12 protein-coding genes are annotated in these 16,355 nt (G+C 56.2%); 4 read left to right on the top strand and 8 right to left on the bottom strand.

The genetic code is table 11. The features are described 5' to 3' along the window. Positions 1-16 precede the first annotated feature (16 nt). Complete coding sequence (locus G6R38_RS17425; protein WP_166828759.1) at positions 17-1,522, top strand: sigma 54-interacting transcriptional regulator; 1,506 nt, start codon at positions 17-19, stop codon at positions 1,520-1,522. An 11-nt stretch (positions 1,523-1,533) separates the two neighbouring features. On the opposite strand, the gene G6R38_RS17420 is transcribed toward G6R38_RS17425, so the two are convergent. The 5 genes from G6R38_RS17420 to G6R38_RS17400 all read right to left on the bottom strand — a co-directional run bounded on the left by G6R38_RS17420 (position 1,534) and on the right by G6R38_RS17400 (position 6,342). Further along, entirely contained in the window at positions 1,534-2,412 is an 879-nt protein-coding gene (locus G6R38_RS17420) for a phosphoribosylaminoimidazolesuccinocarboxamide synthase (protein WP_166828756.1), read from the bottom strand. A 97-nt stretch (positions 2,413-2,509) separates the two neighbouring features. Then, entirely contained in the window at positions 2,510-4,105 is a 1,596-nt protein-coding gene (locus tag G6R38_RS17415) for a hybrid sensor histidine kinase/response regulator (RefSeq protein WP_166828753.1), read from the bottom strand. A gap of 174 nt (positions 4,106-4,279) precedes the next feature. Then, on the bottom strand, positions 4,280-4,585 hold the full coding sequence (locus G6R38_RS17410) for a circadian clock KaiB family protein (protein WP_166828751.1): 306 nt from the start codon (positions 4,583-4,585) through the stop codon (positions 4,280-4,282). Positions 4,586-4,693: 108 nt separating this feature from the next. After that, positions 4,694-5,485, bottom strand: coding sequence for a response regulator (locus G6R38_RS17405; RefSeq protein WP_166828748.1), 792 nt, complete (start codon positions 5,483-5,485; stop codon positions 4,694-4,696). A 353-nt stretch (positions 5,486-5,838) separates the two neighbouring features. After that, complete coding sequence (locus G6R38_RS17400; RefSeq protein WP_166828745.1) at positions 5,839-6,342, bottom strand: hypothetical protein; 504 nt, start codon at positions 6,340-6,342, stop codon at positions 5,839-5,841. Between the two features lie 188 nt (positions 6,343-6,530). Here G6R38_RS17400 and G6R38_RS17395 point away from each other — a divergent pair, with 188 nt between their 5' ends. The 3 genes from G6R38_RS17395 to G6R38_RS17385 all read left to right on the top strand — a co-directional run bounded on the left by G6R38_RS17395 (position 6,531) and on the right by G6R38_RS17385 (position 12,447). Next, positions 6,531-9,002, top strand: coding sequence for a vWA domain-containing protein (locus G6R38_RS17395; protein ID WP_166828742.1), 2,472 nt, complete (start codon positions 6,531-6,533; stop codon positions 9,000-9,002). A 99-nt stretch (positions 9,003-9,101) separates the two neighbouring features. Next, a complete protein-coding gene (locus tag G6R38_RS17390) occupies positions 9,102-11,396 on the top strand; it encodes a hypothetical protein (protein ID WP_166828739.1) in 2,295 nt (764 codons plus the stop codon). A 43-nt stretch (positions 11,397-11,439) separates the two neighbouring features. Continuing rightward, positions 11,440-12,447, top strand: a complete 1,008-nt coding sequence (locus G6R38_RS17385; protein WP_166828736.1) for a zinc-dependent alcohol dehydrogenase family protein — start codon at positions 11,440-11,442, stop codon at positions 12,445-12,447. A 62-nt stretch (positions 12,448-12,509) separates the two neighbouring features. Here the strand turns inward: G6R38_RS17385 and G6R38_RS17380 are convergent, their stop codons facing one another. The 3 genes from G6R38_RS17380 to G6R38_RS17370 form a co-directional block, all read right to left on the bottom strand. After that, entirely contained in the window at positions 12,510-12,821 is a 312-nt protein-coding gene (locus G6R38_RS17380; protein WP_166828733.1) for a hypothetical protein, read from the bottom strand. 11 nt (positions 12,822-12,832) lie between these two features. Continuing rightward, complete coding sequence (gene smpB, locus G6R38_RS17375) at positions 12,833-13,330, bottom strand: SsrA-binding protein SmpB (RefSeq protein WP_166828730.1); 498 nt, start codon at positions 13,328-13,330, stop codon at positions 12,833-12,835. Between the two features lie 151 nt (positions 13,331-13,481). Next, complete coding sequence (locus tag G6R38_RS17370; protein ID WP_166828727.1) at positions 13,482-16,346, bottom strand: TolC family protein; 2,865 nt, start codon at positions 16,344-16,346, stop codon at positions 13,482-13,484. Positions 16,347-16,355 lie beyond the last annotated feature (9 nt).

Raw genomic sequence — 16,355 nt, 5'->3', positions numbered from 1 at the left:
CGGTGGGGCGTGGCGAATGGATTCCGAAACCCTGTGGACGACATGGGACGAGTTGCCTTGGTTTGCCCGCGCGGATGGAAGTGGTGTCGCACTTGCGGTCGCAGATCAGTTGTTGCAAGCAGCGACCGAAACGCAAAACGTCGCTGCATTCCTCGAAGATGAACTTCCCATGATCGCGACTGAGTTCGCGGTCCAATGGATCGCGGTTTGGAGCGAGACGCCCGATGCAGGGTGGCAGCCGATCGCACAATGTGGTCGGCAAGCACCGGGCGACATTCCCGAACATCTGCTTTCTGGTTGTCGATCACGACAAGCAGGCGGTTGTTGCGGTCTGGAAAAACCGACCGGTTGGACGTTGATCGTCGTGCCAACCTGTGACACGCCCACGCCACAACTCTTGGCACTCGCGGGACGTCACTTGAAAGCGGACGACTTGCCGATGGCGGTTGCGGTCGGTCGGTTGCTCGGCGCGTGCTGCGAGATTGCGACGATGGTCGAGCAGTCGCGACACATACCCATCGCCGACGGACCTATGCAGCGGTCGCATCGGCTGTCGTTGGAAACTGTTCGCGACGAAACCAAGCTCATCGGCAACAACCCCAGTTTGGTGGCCTTGCGGAAGACGATTCCCGATCTGGCCACGTCGGAATTGCCGATGTTGCTGGTCGGGGAACACGGAACGGGCAAGTCACGAATTGCACGGGCCATCCACATTCACGGACCGCGAGCGGCGGCTCCGTTTATTTCGGTTCCATGTGCCTCGCTTTCGCCTTCGAAGTTGGAAGCGGAACTGTTCGGGCAAGACAAAGGGTTGCGGGAGGATGAACGAACGCGTCCCGGCTGGTTCGAGCAAGCCGAAGGCGGCACACTGTTCTTGGATGAAGTCGGTTCGCTCAGTGGAGCGGCCCAAACGCAACTCTTGGAAGCGATCGAGCGGCAGCAAATCCGACGGGTCGGCGGGACACAACTGATTCCGGTCAATGCACGAGTGATCGCCGCCACCAGTGACGAGTTGCGAAACCGATCGAACGGGGCAAGCTTCCGCGACGATCTCTTCTTTCGATTGTCCGTCGTCACTCAACGGTTATTGCCACTCCGCGACCGGCCCGAAGACATTCTGTTGCTGGCGGAGTACTTCGTGAAAGAGATTGCCGTGAGACTGCGGCGGTCGCCCATTCCACTCACCTCGGATGCCCGACGACGGTTGCAAGAACACGTCTGGCCGGGCAATATCCGCGAACTGCGAAACGTGATGGAACATGCGATGCTGAGGGCGACAGGCGATCGCTTGCAGGCCGTCGATCTAAATTTGCAGACCCCGTCGGAATCCTCGGCGACGGTTTCGATTCCACAGGCCAATTTGAAAGACGCGACGCAGCAATTTCAGCAAGACCACATCCGCCGCATCATCCGCCAATGCCAAAACAATATGAGCACCGCCGCCGAATCGCTTGGGCTGCACCGCTCGAATTTGTATCGCAAGATGCGTCAACTCGGGATGGAAGAGGCCGATGATGATTGAGCGCAATTAACTCAGGCGAAGTCTTCACCAGTGAGACGGCGATAAGCTTCGAGGTATCGTTCACGGGTTTTCTGGACGATCTCGGTGGGCATTTGCGGCGGTGGACTGTTCTTGTCCCATGTCGTGCTTTCGAGCCATTCACGCACGAACTGTTTGTCGAAACTCGGTTGATTGCGTCCCGGTTGGTACCGATCGATCGGCCAGAAGCGGGAACTGTCTGGCGTCAGCACTTCATCAGCCAGCAGCAATTCGCCGTCGATTTGACCAAACTCGAACTTCGTGTCGGCCAGAATAATTCCTGCTTCCTGGGTGATGGCGGCGGCTTTGTTGTAGATGTCGAAACTCAGATCACGGAGTTTTTCTGACAACTCACGACCGACTCGCGATTGCATCTCTTCAAACGAAATGTTGAGGTCATGACCACTCTCGGCTTTCGTCGCCGGGGTAAAGATGGGTTCGGGAAGTTGGCTGCATTCCACCAGTCCCGGCGGCAACGGAACCCCGCAAACCGTCTGACTCGCTTGGTATTCCTTCCAGCCCGACCCCGCCAAGTAGCCGCGAACCACACATTCGATCGGGACGATGTCGACCCGTCGCACGACCATCGACCGACCTTCCAGCGATGCCAAGTCCGTGCCGGATGGGAGTGGGAGATCCGTCAGGTCAGCGTCGAGAAGATGGTTCGGCACTTCCAGCTTGTCGAACCACCATCGACTGAGTTGCGTCAGCAGTCGTCCTTTGTCGGGGATGCCATCCGAGAGAATCCAATCGAACGCGCTGATTCGGTCGGTCGCCACAAGCAGAAGTTGGTCACCGAAGTCGTAAATATCACGGACTTTGCCCCGATGCGGCGTGAGTCCGGGGAGGTTTGTATTGATCAGTGCAGACATAGGGAACTCGTTGCTGGGATTGTGAGTTCCTCTTTATATGGCAAGCGTTGCCGGAATGTGCAAGCCCGACCGGCGAGCGATGGCACAACTCGCGTTTTCAGGCGGAATCGGTGGGTTCCGTGCGGTTGACGACCGCCGTCGGGCGATCAAGCACAACAGGTTCCGCGTTCCGAAGATGACGGACTCGCTCGCCAAGAAATTCAGCGAGCAGCGTAAAGTCGATCGGTTTGGAAAGGTGAGTGTCGAAGCCGCTCTGCTCGGCCTTTTCTCGGTCACTTGGTTGGCCGTAACCCGTCAAGGCGACCAGATGAATGTGCTCATTCGCAGGGTCGAGACGAATGGTCTGTGCGACTTCGTAACCGTCAATGCCCGGCAAACCAATGTCGATGAACATCAGGTCTGGTGAGAAAGACGAGAGCAATTCGAGCCCACTCGTCCCGTCTTCAGCCGCTTCGACTTCGTAGCCTTCCATTTGCAGGAGGGACCGCAGCATTCTGCGGACATCTTTATTGTCCTCCACAAGAAGGATTCGCAACGTCTTGGGAGTTTCCGTGAGACGGTCGAGGACCGGCTCGTCCGGCAATTCCGCGCTTAAGGGAAGATGGAGGATGAATTCGCTGCCGGTTCCTGGTCCTTCGCTGTGAGCTTCAACCATTCCGCCGTGGAGTTCGACAAGGCTGCGAACCAACGACAGTCCGATGCCAAGTCCACCGTCGGAGCGTGAAAGCGAGGAGTCGATCTGGGCAAACGGCTCGAAGATATCTTCAAGTTGATCGGCGGACATGCCCACGCCTTCATCTCGAACGGCAATCCGGACGGATTGCCCCATATTCTCGACATGGAGCAGAACCGATTGGCCGCTTTCGGAATATTTGGAAGCGTTTGAAAGCAAGTTCACTAAGACTTGATGCAGACGAACGGTATCGGCTTCGATGGATAATTCTTCTTCGGGGAAATCAACTTTGAGCGTTTGCTCACGCTCGGAAAACATTCCCGCGGTGGCTTTCACGGCGTCATCCAACAATCCGCGGAGTGCGACGCACGTTCTTCGGAGCTCAATTTTTCCTTGGGAGATGCGTGAGACATCCAGGAGTTCCTCAAGAAGCCGAGTCATTTGCCCGCATTGGCGTTCGATGACTTCCCGGGCCTCATGGAACATCTCCAAAGTGATATTGGGGCGAGCCATCAATCGGGCGGCGTTCGAAACTGCCGCCAATGGGTTTCGCAATTCGTGGGAGAGCATTGCGAGGAAGACATCACGCCGCCGCACATCTTCTTTGGAGCGATCTTCGGACTGTCTTCGTTCGGTGACGTCGCGAAGCATTGCCAAATAGGCGGGTTCTCCCTGCCATTCGGTCTTGGTCACCCGCATTTCCGCAATGCGGTGCGGAAGTCCATCTCGGAGGATTGTAATCTCCGTTCGCTCGGTTGCGGCGACGGGGATGCCGAACGCATCACCAAGCAGGGCATCACGCGGCGTTGCCAGGAGTTTGCGGGCTGCCGGGTTGGAGTAGCAGATTTTTCCTTCGAGATTAATGACCAGAACGCCATCGCCCGACCGATCGACAATGCTGTGAAACGCGTTGTTGCACGTCTGCAAAGCACGTTCAAGATCTGCAATGCGGGCGGCATCGTCGCATCCAGAGCGAGACCATTCCCACGTATCGCCTTCTCGGAGATTGGAACGCCGCATCGTGCGGCTCCTTCCTTCTATCGCATAAAACCCAGTACTAATGCCCAACCTTGATGGGTAATGGAAACTGAATCGAATCAGGATGAGGTAGCAATTTCGGCTGACGAAGCTGGTGTATCAACACGACGTCGCCAATGTTATCAATCGGAAAACATCCCATAGGTGCAGTGTGAGTTATTGTTCTTCGACAAGCATCCATTCCTCGAGAATCTCACGGCAGTTGTTGAGATCTCCCACGATTCTTCGTTCCGGTGCGGGAGATATTTTGACTAACGTTGGCGTCGCATAGACGATGTGTTCCCGCGCTGACTCGGGTTTCGTGGAAACATCGATGACCTCAAGTGCGTAGGTCTGGTCCGTGTTGAGCCGATTTTCTATGGCTTCTCGTAGAGACCGAACCATGCACTCGTGGTCGGAATCGAGGCGAGAAACGTAGAGCGTTAGGGCGAGTTCGACTGCCCGATGACGGCGGACGTTCATTTTTCAATGAATGCTTGGAATTCGGCCCAACGCAAAAAGGTTGAAGTCACGAAGTTCTCGGTAGTCCGAGAGCTGGCATCTCAGACGTCTTGGACGCCCGGATAAAGGTTACGATACCAAATCCCGAGCCATCTCGCGGGCGAGTTCTTCGGGGTCAATCGGTTTGTGGAACCAGCGATCGATTCCTTCGGGGCCGGTTTCCACGCCAAGTTTCATTGGCGAGGTTCCGCTGACCGCGAAGATTTTCAGGTCTCGAAGAGCAGGGTGCTGGCGGATTTCGCTAATGGTTGTTGGACCATCGACATGCGGCATGAGCATGTCCATCAGGACAACATCCGGACGTTCGTTGTTCAAGAGGTAGTCCAGAGCTTCTCGACCATCACTTGCGGTAATGATTTCGAAGCCGGCCATTCGCAGAAAACCAGCGAGCAGCGATTGCTCGTTCTTATCGTCTTCGACCAGCAATGCAGATGGCGGAGTGGCAGTCGATTCTGGAGCGGGCACTGCTTTCGGCTGAGGTTGAAGCACCTCGGTTTGCAGCAATTCCAGTTCTTGAAGCAGGGTCCGCACGGTGGATTCCGCGTCGTCGAGCATTCCGGCGTCAATTTGCCGTCGGAGCAATTGCGCAGCGATATTCGTGCTGTTGAGATGGTTCCGAACTTCATGCGAAGCTTTGCCGAGCTTTTCCAACTTTGGGTGACGTTGGAGGGGGATCGACAAGCTAGGTGTTTCGGACGTCACGCCTTCTTTTTCAGCAATTTCGTGACGAAGAATTCGGACTTCAGAAGGGGCATCCACACCGATTCGGGCGCGGGAACCGTTGATTGCAACAAGTTCGACAGTGATTCCCACCTCGGGAAACACAATCCGTTCATTTTCGCGACGTGTTAAGACAAGCATCGTGGGTCTCCATACCAAGAATACAAATCGTTGAGAACAATCTCACGATCAGTCGATGTCGGACTTGTGAATCGAGGGATGGTTGCCTTGGTGTGCGGGGGGGCTTCACCAAACGCAACACCGACATTCCTGTCTCAGCCGGTTGGAGATGAGGGCGTTCTCTGCCATTCAGTCTCCACCGCATCGGTTCACTTCCGGCTTCCTTGCTGGAAAGTGATGCGTTTTGCACGTCCTTGTGCAATCAGCTGTCACGAGTCAACCGTACCTTGTATCGAAAATCAAATCGTCCTGCAATACCAAACCCGGTTTTTTTCGATATGTTGATCATAGGGATTGCAAGGGTTCATTTGATTTTATGGAGAATCGGTGGCATCGTCCTCGCTCGTCTCGCTTTGGACGGAAGGTTCTTTCTTGAGTTGCACCAGGATTTCCGGGTCGGCGTATTTGTCGGGATTACGATTCCAGACCCGTACGGAATGCTGATCGAACAGATGGATTTGATGGTGATCGTAAATGACGACTGGATCGAGAATCGACACACGTCGCGTGGGATTGATCGGGCAGAATTGCTGTTTCAATGGCCGCACGGGAAGGTTCAATCCCTTGAGTTGCGGCAAGGTTTTCTTGTCCAAGTAAGAATGCGTGTCGCGAAGAAACCTTCGAGCTGCATCGTCACTGCTGAAATAAATTTTGATGCCCTGATACCGCTCGACACGACTACCGGGAAACACACGGCGACTGGTGTAAACCGGACAATACTCCTGTTTTTCAACTCTCGCGGTAAAAACAAAACGGTCCGCAATGCTGACGTCGGCCCAACTGACGACAACGCAAAGGGCAAGCAATCCGGTTTTCATGGTGTGGTCGATATTCAAAGTTGTGGGAAGTTTTTCATGCACGGGTTCGGCAAACGATTCGTTTGAGTATAATCAACACGTTGAGGAGACTGGTGCGTTGATTCAGCAAATCCACGAGATTTCCGTGGAGGACGGAGACTCCTCACTTTAGCAACGCCCAATGGACGCATGCGAACAAGACGGAAACCATGTCGTTTTTTAGTCCTAATCTGTTCTTGAATCCTGGATTGCTCGCGGGGGTGGCGTTTATTGCCGTGCCGATCGTGCTGCACTTTCTGCTCAAGAGTCAGCCGAAGCGGTTGCCCTTTCCGGCATTGCGATTGCTGCAGAATCGTCGCAAACAAACCGTTCGGCGTTTGCAGCTTCGGCATTTGTGGTTGCTCTTGCTGCGAGTTTTGGTGATCGCATTGTTGGTGTTGGCGATTGCACGGCCATCATTGCCGGCAGCGAATTACAGTCTGACGATGACTGAAGCCGCTGTGCTGGCGGGGATTGTGTTGCTTGCGGCCGGAGTGTATCTGTTTTTCGTACGGCGATGGCAAAGTCAACGGCTGCCACCGCAGACGTTTGTGTACCGTCGCTCCGTATTGCGTGGCGGTGTGGGGACGATGGCACTCATTCTGTTTGCGTTGCTGGTCGCATGGCCATACCAACGGCGAATTGCCGCCGAAGTCGATGCCCCGGTGGCGGAACTCAAAGACAATCTCCCGGTCGCCGCTGTGTTCATCTTTGACACCAGCGACAGCATGCGTTACCGCTTCAAAGGGGAAACCCGGTTGGAAGCGGCTCAAACGGCGGCGGCGGATTACCTCGAAGAACTTCCACGGGGCAGTCGCGTTGCCGTGACAAGTTCCCAAAACGAGGAGCCGCTGGTTTTTCGAGACGATTTGGTTGTCGCCAAAGATGATCTCAACATGCTGACGCCGCGAGCAGTCAGTGTTCCGCTGAATGAACGTGTTCGTGCGGCGGCGTTGGCACAAGAGTCGGATCGGGGGCGATTATTGGAATCGGTTGCGACTCCGGCGATGGAAGCAGATGCCGCTTCGCAGTCTGATCGGTATTTGCGGGAGATTTATCTGTTTACCGACGTGGCCGCTTCCGGTTGGCAAACGTCAGGAGCCGAACAGCTCAAAGCGGAGTTGCAACGCCTGCCGTTTGTGCATGTCTATTTGATTGATGTCAGCGTGGCCGATCCGGTGAACGTCGCGGTCTCGAAACTGGAACTTTCCGACGAGACGCTATCTGGTGGGGAGTCGTTGACTGTGGATGTCACGATGAAAGCGGACGGGCGACAACCGCAGTCCCGCACTGTGGAAATTCGCACGACCGCTCCCGGCGGTGAGGAGGCGACCAAACGCAAACGCAGTGTGACCATTACACCCGGCGAAGCCGTTGTGGAGTCGTTTCAGTTGGACGACCTTTCTGGGGCGTATCTCCAAGGACGTGTGATGGTGACGACCGGCGACCCACTCGATGCCGACAACGAACGCCACTTCACCGTGCGAGTTCAACCGCCGCCGCGAGTGTTGATTCTTTCCGGAAGAGACGGGGAGGGCGATTACCTTCAGGAAGCACTCGCACCGTCGCGGTTGGCGGAGTTGGGCCAAGCACCGTTTCAAGTCGATCAGTTTCAAGCGGATTGGTTGAATTCGCATCGCGATGATCTGGGCCAATACGATGTCGTTTGCTTGGTGCATGTGCCCGGTTTTCCCGAACCGTCGTGGCGAGCGTTAGAGGAGTTCGTGCGACGCGGCGGCGGCATGGCAGCGTTTTTGGGAATGCGAAACGTCGAGGATTCCGTTTCTTGGAATTCCGTGACGGCTCAGGAATTCCTGCCTGCGGAACTCTCCGTGATTCATCAATTCGATCCACCGGAATCGTTGGCTCTCGATCGTGCGGGACATCCGATTTTGGATCGGTTATTTGAACTCGATGGTGTCACCGGATTGTCGTCGCGGTATGTGGAAAAGTGTTGGAGTGTGGAACCGCATGAAGAAGCGGTGGTGCTCACCTCGTATACCCGCACCGATCTCGGTCGCCCCGCGATCCCCGCCTTGCTGAGTCGACCGCACGTTGCCGGGAAAACTGTGATGTTGACGACCGCCATCACGCCGCGAGGATGGAGCAACATCGCCCAACCAAGTTGGCAGTTTCTCGTGTTCGCTCATGAAATGATGCAGTACCTCAACGCTGGCGACACGGTCGAAGTCAACGGAACGGCTGGTGAGGAAATCGTGCTACCGTTACCGGACGGCGTGACGCTTTCGGAATACATTCTTCGCAAGCCGGATGGTGCACAGTCGGTCGTGCCTGTCGAAGGTGACGAGAATTGGCTCATCGTGCCCGACACCGATGTCGTCGGTTCCTACACCGTTCTGAGTTCAGAACCGGAGTCGAAATTTCGCACCGGTTTCAGCATCAACCGACGCAGCGAAGAAAGTGACCTAACAAAACTCACGTCTGAAGAGTTGGCCACGTTCTTCGGCGAAGATGGTTACCGGATTGGCACGAACTTTGAAGACTTGGAGCGGATGATCACGGTCGGTCGGTTGGGGCAGGAACTCTATCCGCACGTCCTGACGATTGTGATCCTTGTGTTTTGTCTTGAGCATCTCGTCGCGAATCGATTCTATGGTGGCGATTTGCAAACCGAAGGTTAAACCATTTCCGTTAGGAATTTTTGAATCAAGCCGTCGAGTGCGTCAAGATGTACCCGACCGTTTCAATCATCATCGCGAACCGGAATCACCGAAGCCCTCATGACGTTGCACTTCAATCCGATTTGGTCTTGGTCGAGTGTTCTGCTGACAGCCGTCGGACTGATCGCGTTAGTGCTGCGGACCTATCCGCCGCGAATTCGGCATCTGCCCCCGCTCTGGCGACGATCGCTACTCAGTTTGCGGTTGCTCGTGGCATTGGTGTTGATTCTGGCGATGTTCCGTCCGGAGTTGCGGCAACAAGATGACAATGACGATGACGAGCGTCATGTGATGCTTGTGCTCAGTGATGCCAGTCGCAGCATGCAAACCCGTGACATCGCGGGGGGGGCGTCGCGACGGGAGTCGGTTCAGCAGACGTTGCAGAGCGTCGATGGTCTGTTCACGAACCTGGAAGAAATTGTCGATGTCCGGTTCTTCGATTTCGCCGAGAACCTTCAACCGACTGAGACCGTCACCACCGATGCCAAGGGCCAACAGACCGCAATCGGCTATGTTTTAGAAGAGGCGTTGAACACAGTCGATCGGGAAGACCTCGCGGCGATTCTTGTCCTCAGTGATGGCACGCAACGGGCACTACCGCCCAACGATGTGGACCCACGCCGGATTGCCGAACAGATCGCTGGGCATCCGGTGCGGCGGGTTCCGGTTTCGACGATTGGTTTCGGAAGCGAAGTGCTCGAAGGTGCCTCGGACTTGGCGGTGGAGGAGGTCAATGTTGCTAGTGAAGTCTTTGTCAAAACCACCGTGCCGGTGACAGGACGGATTCGCACGACCGGAGCGGCGGGACGGACGTTGACAGTCCGGGTGCTCCTCGAAGACCGCAGTGGCAAACAACCGGGAGAGACCGGCGAACTCAAAGAGATCCCCGCGACCAGTACTTCGCGTCCGGTGATGCAACTCAAACCACGCAGCAACGCGGAGATGATCCCGTTTGAACTTTCGTTCGTGCCGCCCCAAGCCGGGGAGTACAAGCTCGCCGTGCAAGTCGAGGAACTCGAAGGCGAATTGAAAACCACGAATAACCAGCGGGCGACGATCATCAACGTCAGCAAGGGCGGACTGAAAATCGCTTACTTCGACAAACCGTATTGGGAGCAGAAATACATTCGGCTGGCCGGGTCGTCGAAGAAAATCGACATCGACTTTTTCGCGATCCGACCAACGCCGTTTTCCAATCAAAACAAACTCGATCCCACGATTTTCCAAGACCAAGGTGCCGAGAATTACGACGCCTACATCATTGGCGATGTTCCTCGCGAAGTCTTCGGTGACGAGAATCTTCAGCAACTCGCCGACCGTGTTCGTAGCGGAGCCGGTTTGCTGATGCTCGGCGGATTCAACACGCTTGGACCGGGTGGTTACGCGGGGTCCGCGTTGGAACCGTTGTTGCCGGTGGACCTGCGAGCCGATACCGATGCGGCTCACTACCTCGAAGATTTGCCGATGCGTCCGACCCGCGAGGGCGTCAATCACTTCGTGATGCGGTTGGGGGCGGCGGACTCTCAAAGGGCCTGGGCGAAACTCCCGGCACTTCAGAGTGGCAACCGACTTCGCGAGAAAAACGCCGCAGTGCAGGTGCTGGCTGCGACAAATCCGGATTATCCCCGAGCCGGGATTCCGCTGTTGTTCACGCAGGATGTGGGTGGGGCTCGTGTGATGACCTTCGCCGGCGACACGACTTGGCAGTGGGTCATGGCTGGCGAGGAGGAACCGCATCAACAGTTCTGGCGTCAAATGCTGTTGTATCTCACGCACAAAGAACTCGATGCCGACCAACCAGTTTGGGCCATGTCGCGAGCGCGTCGGGTGTTTCCGGGTCAACCGGTGGAATTGGAATTCGGTGCTCGCACCGCGACCGGTGAACCCATTCCCGATGCTAGTTTCACGGTCCGCGTATTGCCACCCGCAGACGAAGACGGCAACACCACCGAACGAAAAGTTACACCCCGACGAACGGCGGACACCCACACGGCCACAGTTCGCGAGACTTCACCGTCCGGCGATCATTGGGTCCGTGTCAGCGCCGAGAAGGACGGGCAATCGCTTGGTCCCGATGCTTGGACGCGGTATCTCGTCGAATCCCGTGACTTGGAACTCGACAATCCGTCGGCCAATCCGGAGTTGTTGCGGGAGATCAGCCAAACTACCGGTGGACGGTTCCTCACGCCGGAAGAACTGCCGGGATACCTTCAAGACCTCATCGCCAATCCGCCGCAAAGTCTCGCCGAGCAAGTGCAGTCCACTCGACTTTGGGACAACTGGTGGTTCCTGTTGGCATTCGTCGGGCTACTCACGTTGGAATGGGCCCTCCGCAAAAAACGCGGCTTGGTGTAACGACGTTTCACATCACCCCTCATCACATCATCAAGGACAAACTATGCGGGCGGCGGTATTCCATAAGTTCGGCGAACCCAGTGAAGTGCTAACGTGTGAAGATGTCTCACCGCCCGAATTGCAATCCGGGCACGTTCGCGTGCGGATGATCGGTGTGCCGGTGAACCCCTCGGACTTGATGACCGTGCGTGGTGGTTACGGCATCGAACCGGAATTGCCTGCGACGCCCGGTTACGAAGGCGTCGGGATTGTCGAAGACGGCAGCGGAGTTCTCGGCAAATTATTGAAAGGCCGACGCATTGCGGTGCTTAACAAGCAGGGCGGGAACTGGGCCGAACAGGTGGTGATTCCCGCTCGGCAAGCCGTGCCGCTTTCGAGCAGCATTCCTTGGGAACAGGCGGCGATGTTCTTCGTCAACCCGACCACCGCTTACGTGATGACGCAGGAAGTCTTGGCGGTTCCCAAAGGCGAGTGGCTCCTGCAAACCGCCGCCGGTTCCGCATTGGGGCAGATGGTCATTCGACTCGGCGAACACCTGGGGTTTCGCACATTGTGCGTGGTGCGACGGGAGGAGCAAGCGGAGCAACTTCGAAACGCCGGTGCCAATGAGTGCGTAGTCTTCGATGGTGCCGATCACGAACCGGATCAACTGCGTGATGCAGTCGCAAAGATCACCGATGGCCAGGGAGTGAAGTACGCCATCGACCCCGTTGGTGGAACGACGGCAACGGCGGTCGTGCGATGTTTGGGGGTCGGCGGACGGTTGCTCTGCTTCGGCACGCTGTCCGGAGAAGACGCCGTATTTTCACCGCGTCATCTCATTGGCACGGAAACGCGAATTGAAGGCTTTTGGCTCGCCCGTTGGATGGACGCACAAGGCCTGCTTGGTCGGATCAACACCGTACGGAAGGTTGCGAAGTTGATTTCGAACGGCGTGTTAACGTCCGAAGTCGGTCATGTGTTCCCGCTGGAAGACGTCGCCGAAGCCGTCCGAGTTTCCGAGGAGCGAGGTCGCGGTGGGAAAGTGTTGATCAAGATCAGCGAGCTGTAGGCTGGGTCGTGACCCAGCACGTTGCGTGCGGATGATGCTGGGGCTTGTCCCAGCCGACCTCACTAAAAATTGATCGCAGCGGCAACCCAGTTTCCGAGATACAAGGCCAACGCGAAAAATGGAATGAAAACGAAGTAGCGAACCAGTACAGGAAGCTGCCTGTGTTGCAAGACCATTCCCAATATACACCAGACGATCCCAAGAGCTCCCGACGGTACAACCAAGAGATATAAACCGAACTGCAGCGGTCCAAAACCAAGGCCGTCGGGTTGGGCGTTGATCGCTGACACCATAGCCATGAACGATGTGAATAGCAGGAGAACGACTTCCGCCGCCATCGTCCATGCCGTCGTGGTTGAGTTATCCTCACTCATGCCATCACACCTCACTGGTGTTTCATCATCGCTCCACGCATTTCACGGCGGTCGGATTGCTTTTTGAGTTTGTCGCGTTTGTCGTGCATTTTGCGACCACGACCGACGGCCATTTGTACTTTGATGCGGCCGTTCTTGAAGTACAACGCGAGCGGCACGATCGTGAGGCCGGTTTGATCGGCGGACTCGGCGAACTTACGTAATTCCCGACGGTGAAGTAACAGCTTCCGTGAGCGTTTCGGTTCGTGATTCATCACGTTCGCCTGCGGATACTCGGCAATATCCGCACCGACGAGCCACAACTCTCCATCACGAACTCGCCCGTAAGCTTCCTCGATCGACACCTTCCCGTTGCGAATGCTTTTGACTTCGCTGCCTTGCAAAACAACGCCGCATTCGAGGTCTTCAAGAATTTCGTACTCGTGTCTCGCTTTGCGATTGCGGGTGACGGTGCGGTTGTTGGGATCGTCGCTTGCCGACTGCTTCTTTTTCTTCTTGGATTTACTCATCGTCGGATTATACGTTCAAAACGCTTCCGCAAGTAGGTCAGGCGGTGCCTGACGATGGATTATGGTTCCGTGTCGCGTGGCCGAATTCACAGTCTCGGCCACGCGATGGGAAGTATATACCGAGGCCAAGCCGGAACCAAGGTTCGGATTCCTAACGGTTGGTTCCGAACCGTGACCGCGGAAAGTGACGAATCGATTCCGGCGATGGGCTCGCCGGTTCTTCGAAGTGAATCGGTCGGATGTTCTGAATCGTTTCCGCCGGTGCTGGTTGCAGCGTGTTCGGCATCGGAAGTGTTGGTGGCACCGATCGCGTGTTGTCGTCATCCTCGTCTTCTTCACTCAGCGGAGCCGGTGCCGGTGCCGGAGCGGTTTGTGCGTCCGGCCGATTCACGCCCGGTTTCGGAACCGGTTCCAACCAGGTGCCGATCACTTCCGGCGGAAGCTCGTCACAGACGTAACTTTCAGCCGTCGCAATCGCGAGGTCGAGTGGTTCGTCGATCCAGATGTTGTTTTCGTCGACTCGCATCAAGCCCAACTCCCTCATCAGTACCATCCGCGTGGCGTAATGGTTCAGCCAAACTGAGAGAAAGTTATTCTGCGTGCTTCGCAAGTCGGAGAGAGCAGTGAGCAGGTTGAGTGCCGCCGTCGGTCCGAATCCCCGACTCGTAGCCGCTCCATCCGGACCAGCGGGTGGAGCCGGTTGGTTGAGGATTTCCCGTGTCTGGTCGACTCGGCGAATCGCAATGGCGACGGCTCGGCGTTGAATTTCCAAGTTGATTTCCAACTCGTTGAGTTGTCGCAAGAGTTGCCGAAGCGTTTGGTGCACGTTGTCTTCGTACTGAATGAGCTGGCGTCGCGATTGTTGGTATTCGATCAATTGCTGACGGAAGTTGTTGCGTTCGACAAGCCGTGTGAACGGCGGGTCGAATTCGAGTCCGGCTCGGAGGGTGCCGGTGTCGTCGCGGAATTTCAGCGGGTTATCGCCACCGAGTGTTTGCAGATCGCCTTCAAACCGCACGGTGATGTCGGACTTGAGAGCAATGGCGTTGAACTCGATCAGCCGCCAGGTATCCACGAGAGCGGCTCGGTTGTTCATCCAGTCCAGGCGGTAGCGTCGTGCGATTTCCAAGGCGTGGTGCGGATCGAGGTTCACCGGATCGACCGTAATGGTCTCCAACCGTGCCCGTCCGTGAATCAGCGAGAGTTCGCCAACGACGTTTTCGAGATCGGTCTGGATTTGCACCAATTTGTTTCGCGATGGCTTCACACCGTCACGTTCGAGCCCTTTCGGCAACGCTTCGAGTGCGGATTCCAGCCGCGCGTATTCTGTCCGCAAGTTTTCGAAGGCTTCTTTCAAACGCCGACGATCCGTATTGAACAGTCCTTGCTCGGCTTCAGTCATGGTATTCAATCGAGCCAAGGCACTGGATTCGAGTTCGTCCAACTCATCACGAGTTTGCTGGATCAGGGCTTCGATATTCCCGGAGAGATCAACAGTTCTTTCGATGTATTCCGTCAACGTTTCGGCGGTGGGTTCGTCTGCGATATCCCCGAAGTCACCGGCGAGTTCGGACAATGCGTTTTGCAGTTCGATCATGTCGTCGCCGACAAATTGAAACGGTTCGAGCATTTCGTCGTCGAGTTCCACCGGGGTGTCGGGAGGCAGGCCGAGTCTACCCGTGAGGAAGCCTTCCAACGAATCTAGATAGTTGTTCTGTGCTTGGAGCAGGGTGGCCCGTTCGGTTTCGATGCTTTGTCGAAACTGGTCAACCTGAGCGATGTCGATGAGACCGGCATCCAACGCGGCCTCAAGCAATTCCAGTGTGCCAAGTTGGGCTTCGAGACTTTGCTCACTGTTGCGGATTTGTTGCAGCTGTTGCAGCAGACCGAGGAATCCGCCGAGCGTTCCGGCACCACCCCCGGCGAACCCAGTGGTTCCGCTGCCGCCACCCGTTCCGCCGGTGCCGCCGCCGAAGCCGCGACCGAATCCGGTGGCATCGCCGACACCCCCGAAACCGCCGCTCCCTTGACCGGTGAACCCGGTCAAACCGGTGCCGCCGAAGAAACCACCGCGTCGACTTGGTCCGCTAACCCCGGAGTTCCCAATTGCCAAGTTGGTGTAAAAACCATGACGGTACCGTTCCAATGCTCGCAAGTTCGCGAGCAACGCCCGCTCGGCGATCGTCAATTGTTCCAACGCAAATGCTCGGCCACCGTTTCTCAGGAGTGGTTGCACCAAGCTGAAGTTGAGAAGCGAGGTCGTAAATCCACGGTTCGGACCAACGAATTCCCACACCGTCGAGTTGGCGAATCCGACAAGAACTTCACCAGCGGTCGAGAGTTGTCGTTCGGCTCGCAGACCGGAATCGAGCGAGACTTGGTTGCTGCCGTCACGTGCCGGTGTGAAGATGTTGCCGGTTCGCGGGGGCACAGATCGGAACACGTTCGCGCGTTCTTCACCGACCGTTGTAAACGCTGGATCGAAACTTCCGAAGAACTGCACATCGAATCGGAATCGTTCCGTGCTGACGTCGAGCGCGGACAAGTAAACCGTTTCGAATTGTTGCTGGTAGTCCGGCGAGTGAATCAATGCCAGCTTGATGGCATCTTCCAAAGCCAAGCGGACTTTGCCTTCGTCAGTGATTTTGTGAGACGCTCTGAGTTCTTCTTTCCAGAACGGATTTTCCAAATCGGGCCGATCGCCGAACTGGTGCCAATATGGCCAATGGTCCATGCCGTCGACGTGATGCATGAAGGTATGCGACACCGGATCGTCCGGTGGCATCGGCGGTTCGACTTCGTCGTAGACGTCGTAGTACCGACTTCGTGGGTCCATCTCGATGGTGAACCCTGGCGAGTCCCATCGAGGGTCGTTGTCTTTCTCATGGATGAGGCAATAAGCTTCGTCGTCGGCCTCTTGCCGATACTCGTAGCGATTGCATCCCGATGTCACAAACGACCCGAGAACAGCCGTCACCGCGAGCACGAAAGTTCGCTTCGCTCGTCGATTGCTCATTCTTTGTCC

Source organism: Thalassoroseus pseudoceratinae, from assembly GCF_011634775.1.
Classification (GTDB): domain Bacteria; phylum Planctomycetota; class Planctomycetia; order Planctomycetales; family Planctomycetaceae; genus Thalassoroseus; species Thalassoroseus pseudoceratinae.
The sequence above is the reverse complement of the archived record's forward strand: the minus strand, read 5'-3'. Positions and strand labels throughout refer to the sequence as shown.

Excerpts from the sequence above, each read along its gene's own strand:
- G6R38_RS17420 (WP_166828756.1), bottom strand. The coding sequence starts at position 2,412 with ATGTCTGCACTGATCAATACAAACCTCCCCGGACTCACGCCGCATCGG.
- smpB (WP_166828730.1), bottom strand. The coding sequence starts at position 13,330 with ATGAGTAAATCCAAGAAGAAAAAGAAGCAGTCGGCAAGCGACGATCCC.
- G6R38_RS17425 (WP_166828759.1), top strand. The coding sequence starts at position 17 with ATGGATTCCGAAACCCTGTGGACGACATGGGACGAGTTGCCTTGGTTT.
- G6R38_RS17390 (WP_166828739.1), top strand. The coding sequence starts at position 9,102 with ATGACGTTGCACTTCAATCCGATTTGGTCTTGGTCGAGTGTTCTGCTG.
- G6R38_RS17405 (WP_166828748.1), bottom strand. The coding sequence starts at position 5,485 with ATGCTTGTCTTAACACGTCGCGAAAATGAACGGATTGTGTTTCCCGAG.
- G6R38_RS17385 (WP_166828736.1), top strand. The coding sequence starts at position 11,440 with ATGCGGGCGGCGGTATTCCATAAGTTCGGCGAACCCAGTGAAGTGCTA.
- G6R38_RS17370 (WP_166828727.1), bottom strand. The coding sequence starts at position 16,346 with ATGAGCAATCGACGAGCGAAGCGAACTTTCGTGCTCGCGGTGACGGCT.
- G6R38_RS17400 (WP_166828745.1), bottom strand. The coding sequence starts at position 6,342 with ATGAAAACCGGATTGCTTGCCCTTTGCGTTGTCGTCAGTTGGGCCGAC.
- G6R38_RS17380 (WP_166828733.1), bottom strand. The coding sequence starts at position 12,821 with ATGAGTGAGGATAACTCAACCACGACGGCATGGACGATGGCGGCGGAA.
- G6R38_RS17410 (WP_166828751.1), bottom strand. The coding sequence starts at position 4,585 with ATGAACGTCCGCCGTCATCGGGCAGTCGAACTCGCCCTAACGCTCTAC.
- G6R38_RS17415 (WP_166828753.1), bottom strand. The coding sequence starts at position 4,105 with ATGCGGCGTTCCAATCTCCGAGAAGGCGATACGTGGGAATGGTCTCGC.
- G6R38_RS17395 (WP_166828742.1), top strand. The coding sequence starts at position 6,531 with ATGTCGTTTTTTAGTCCTAATCTGTTCTTGAATCCTGGATTGCTCGCG.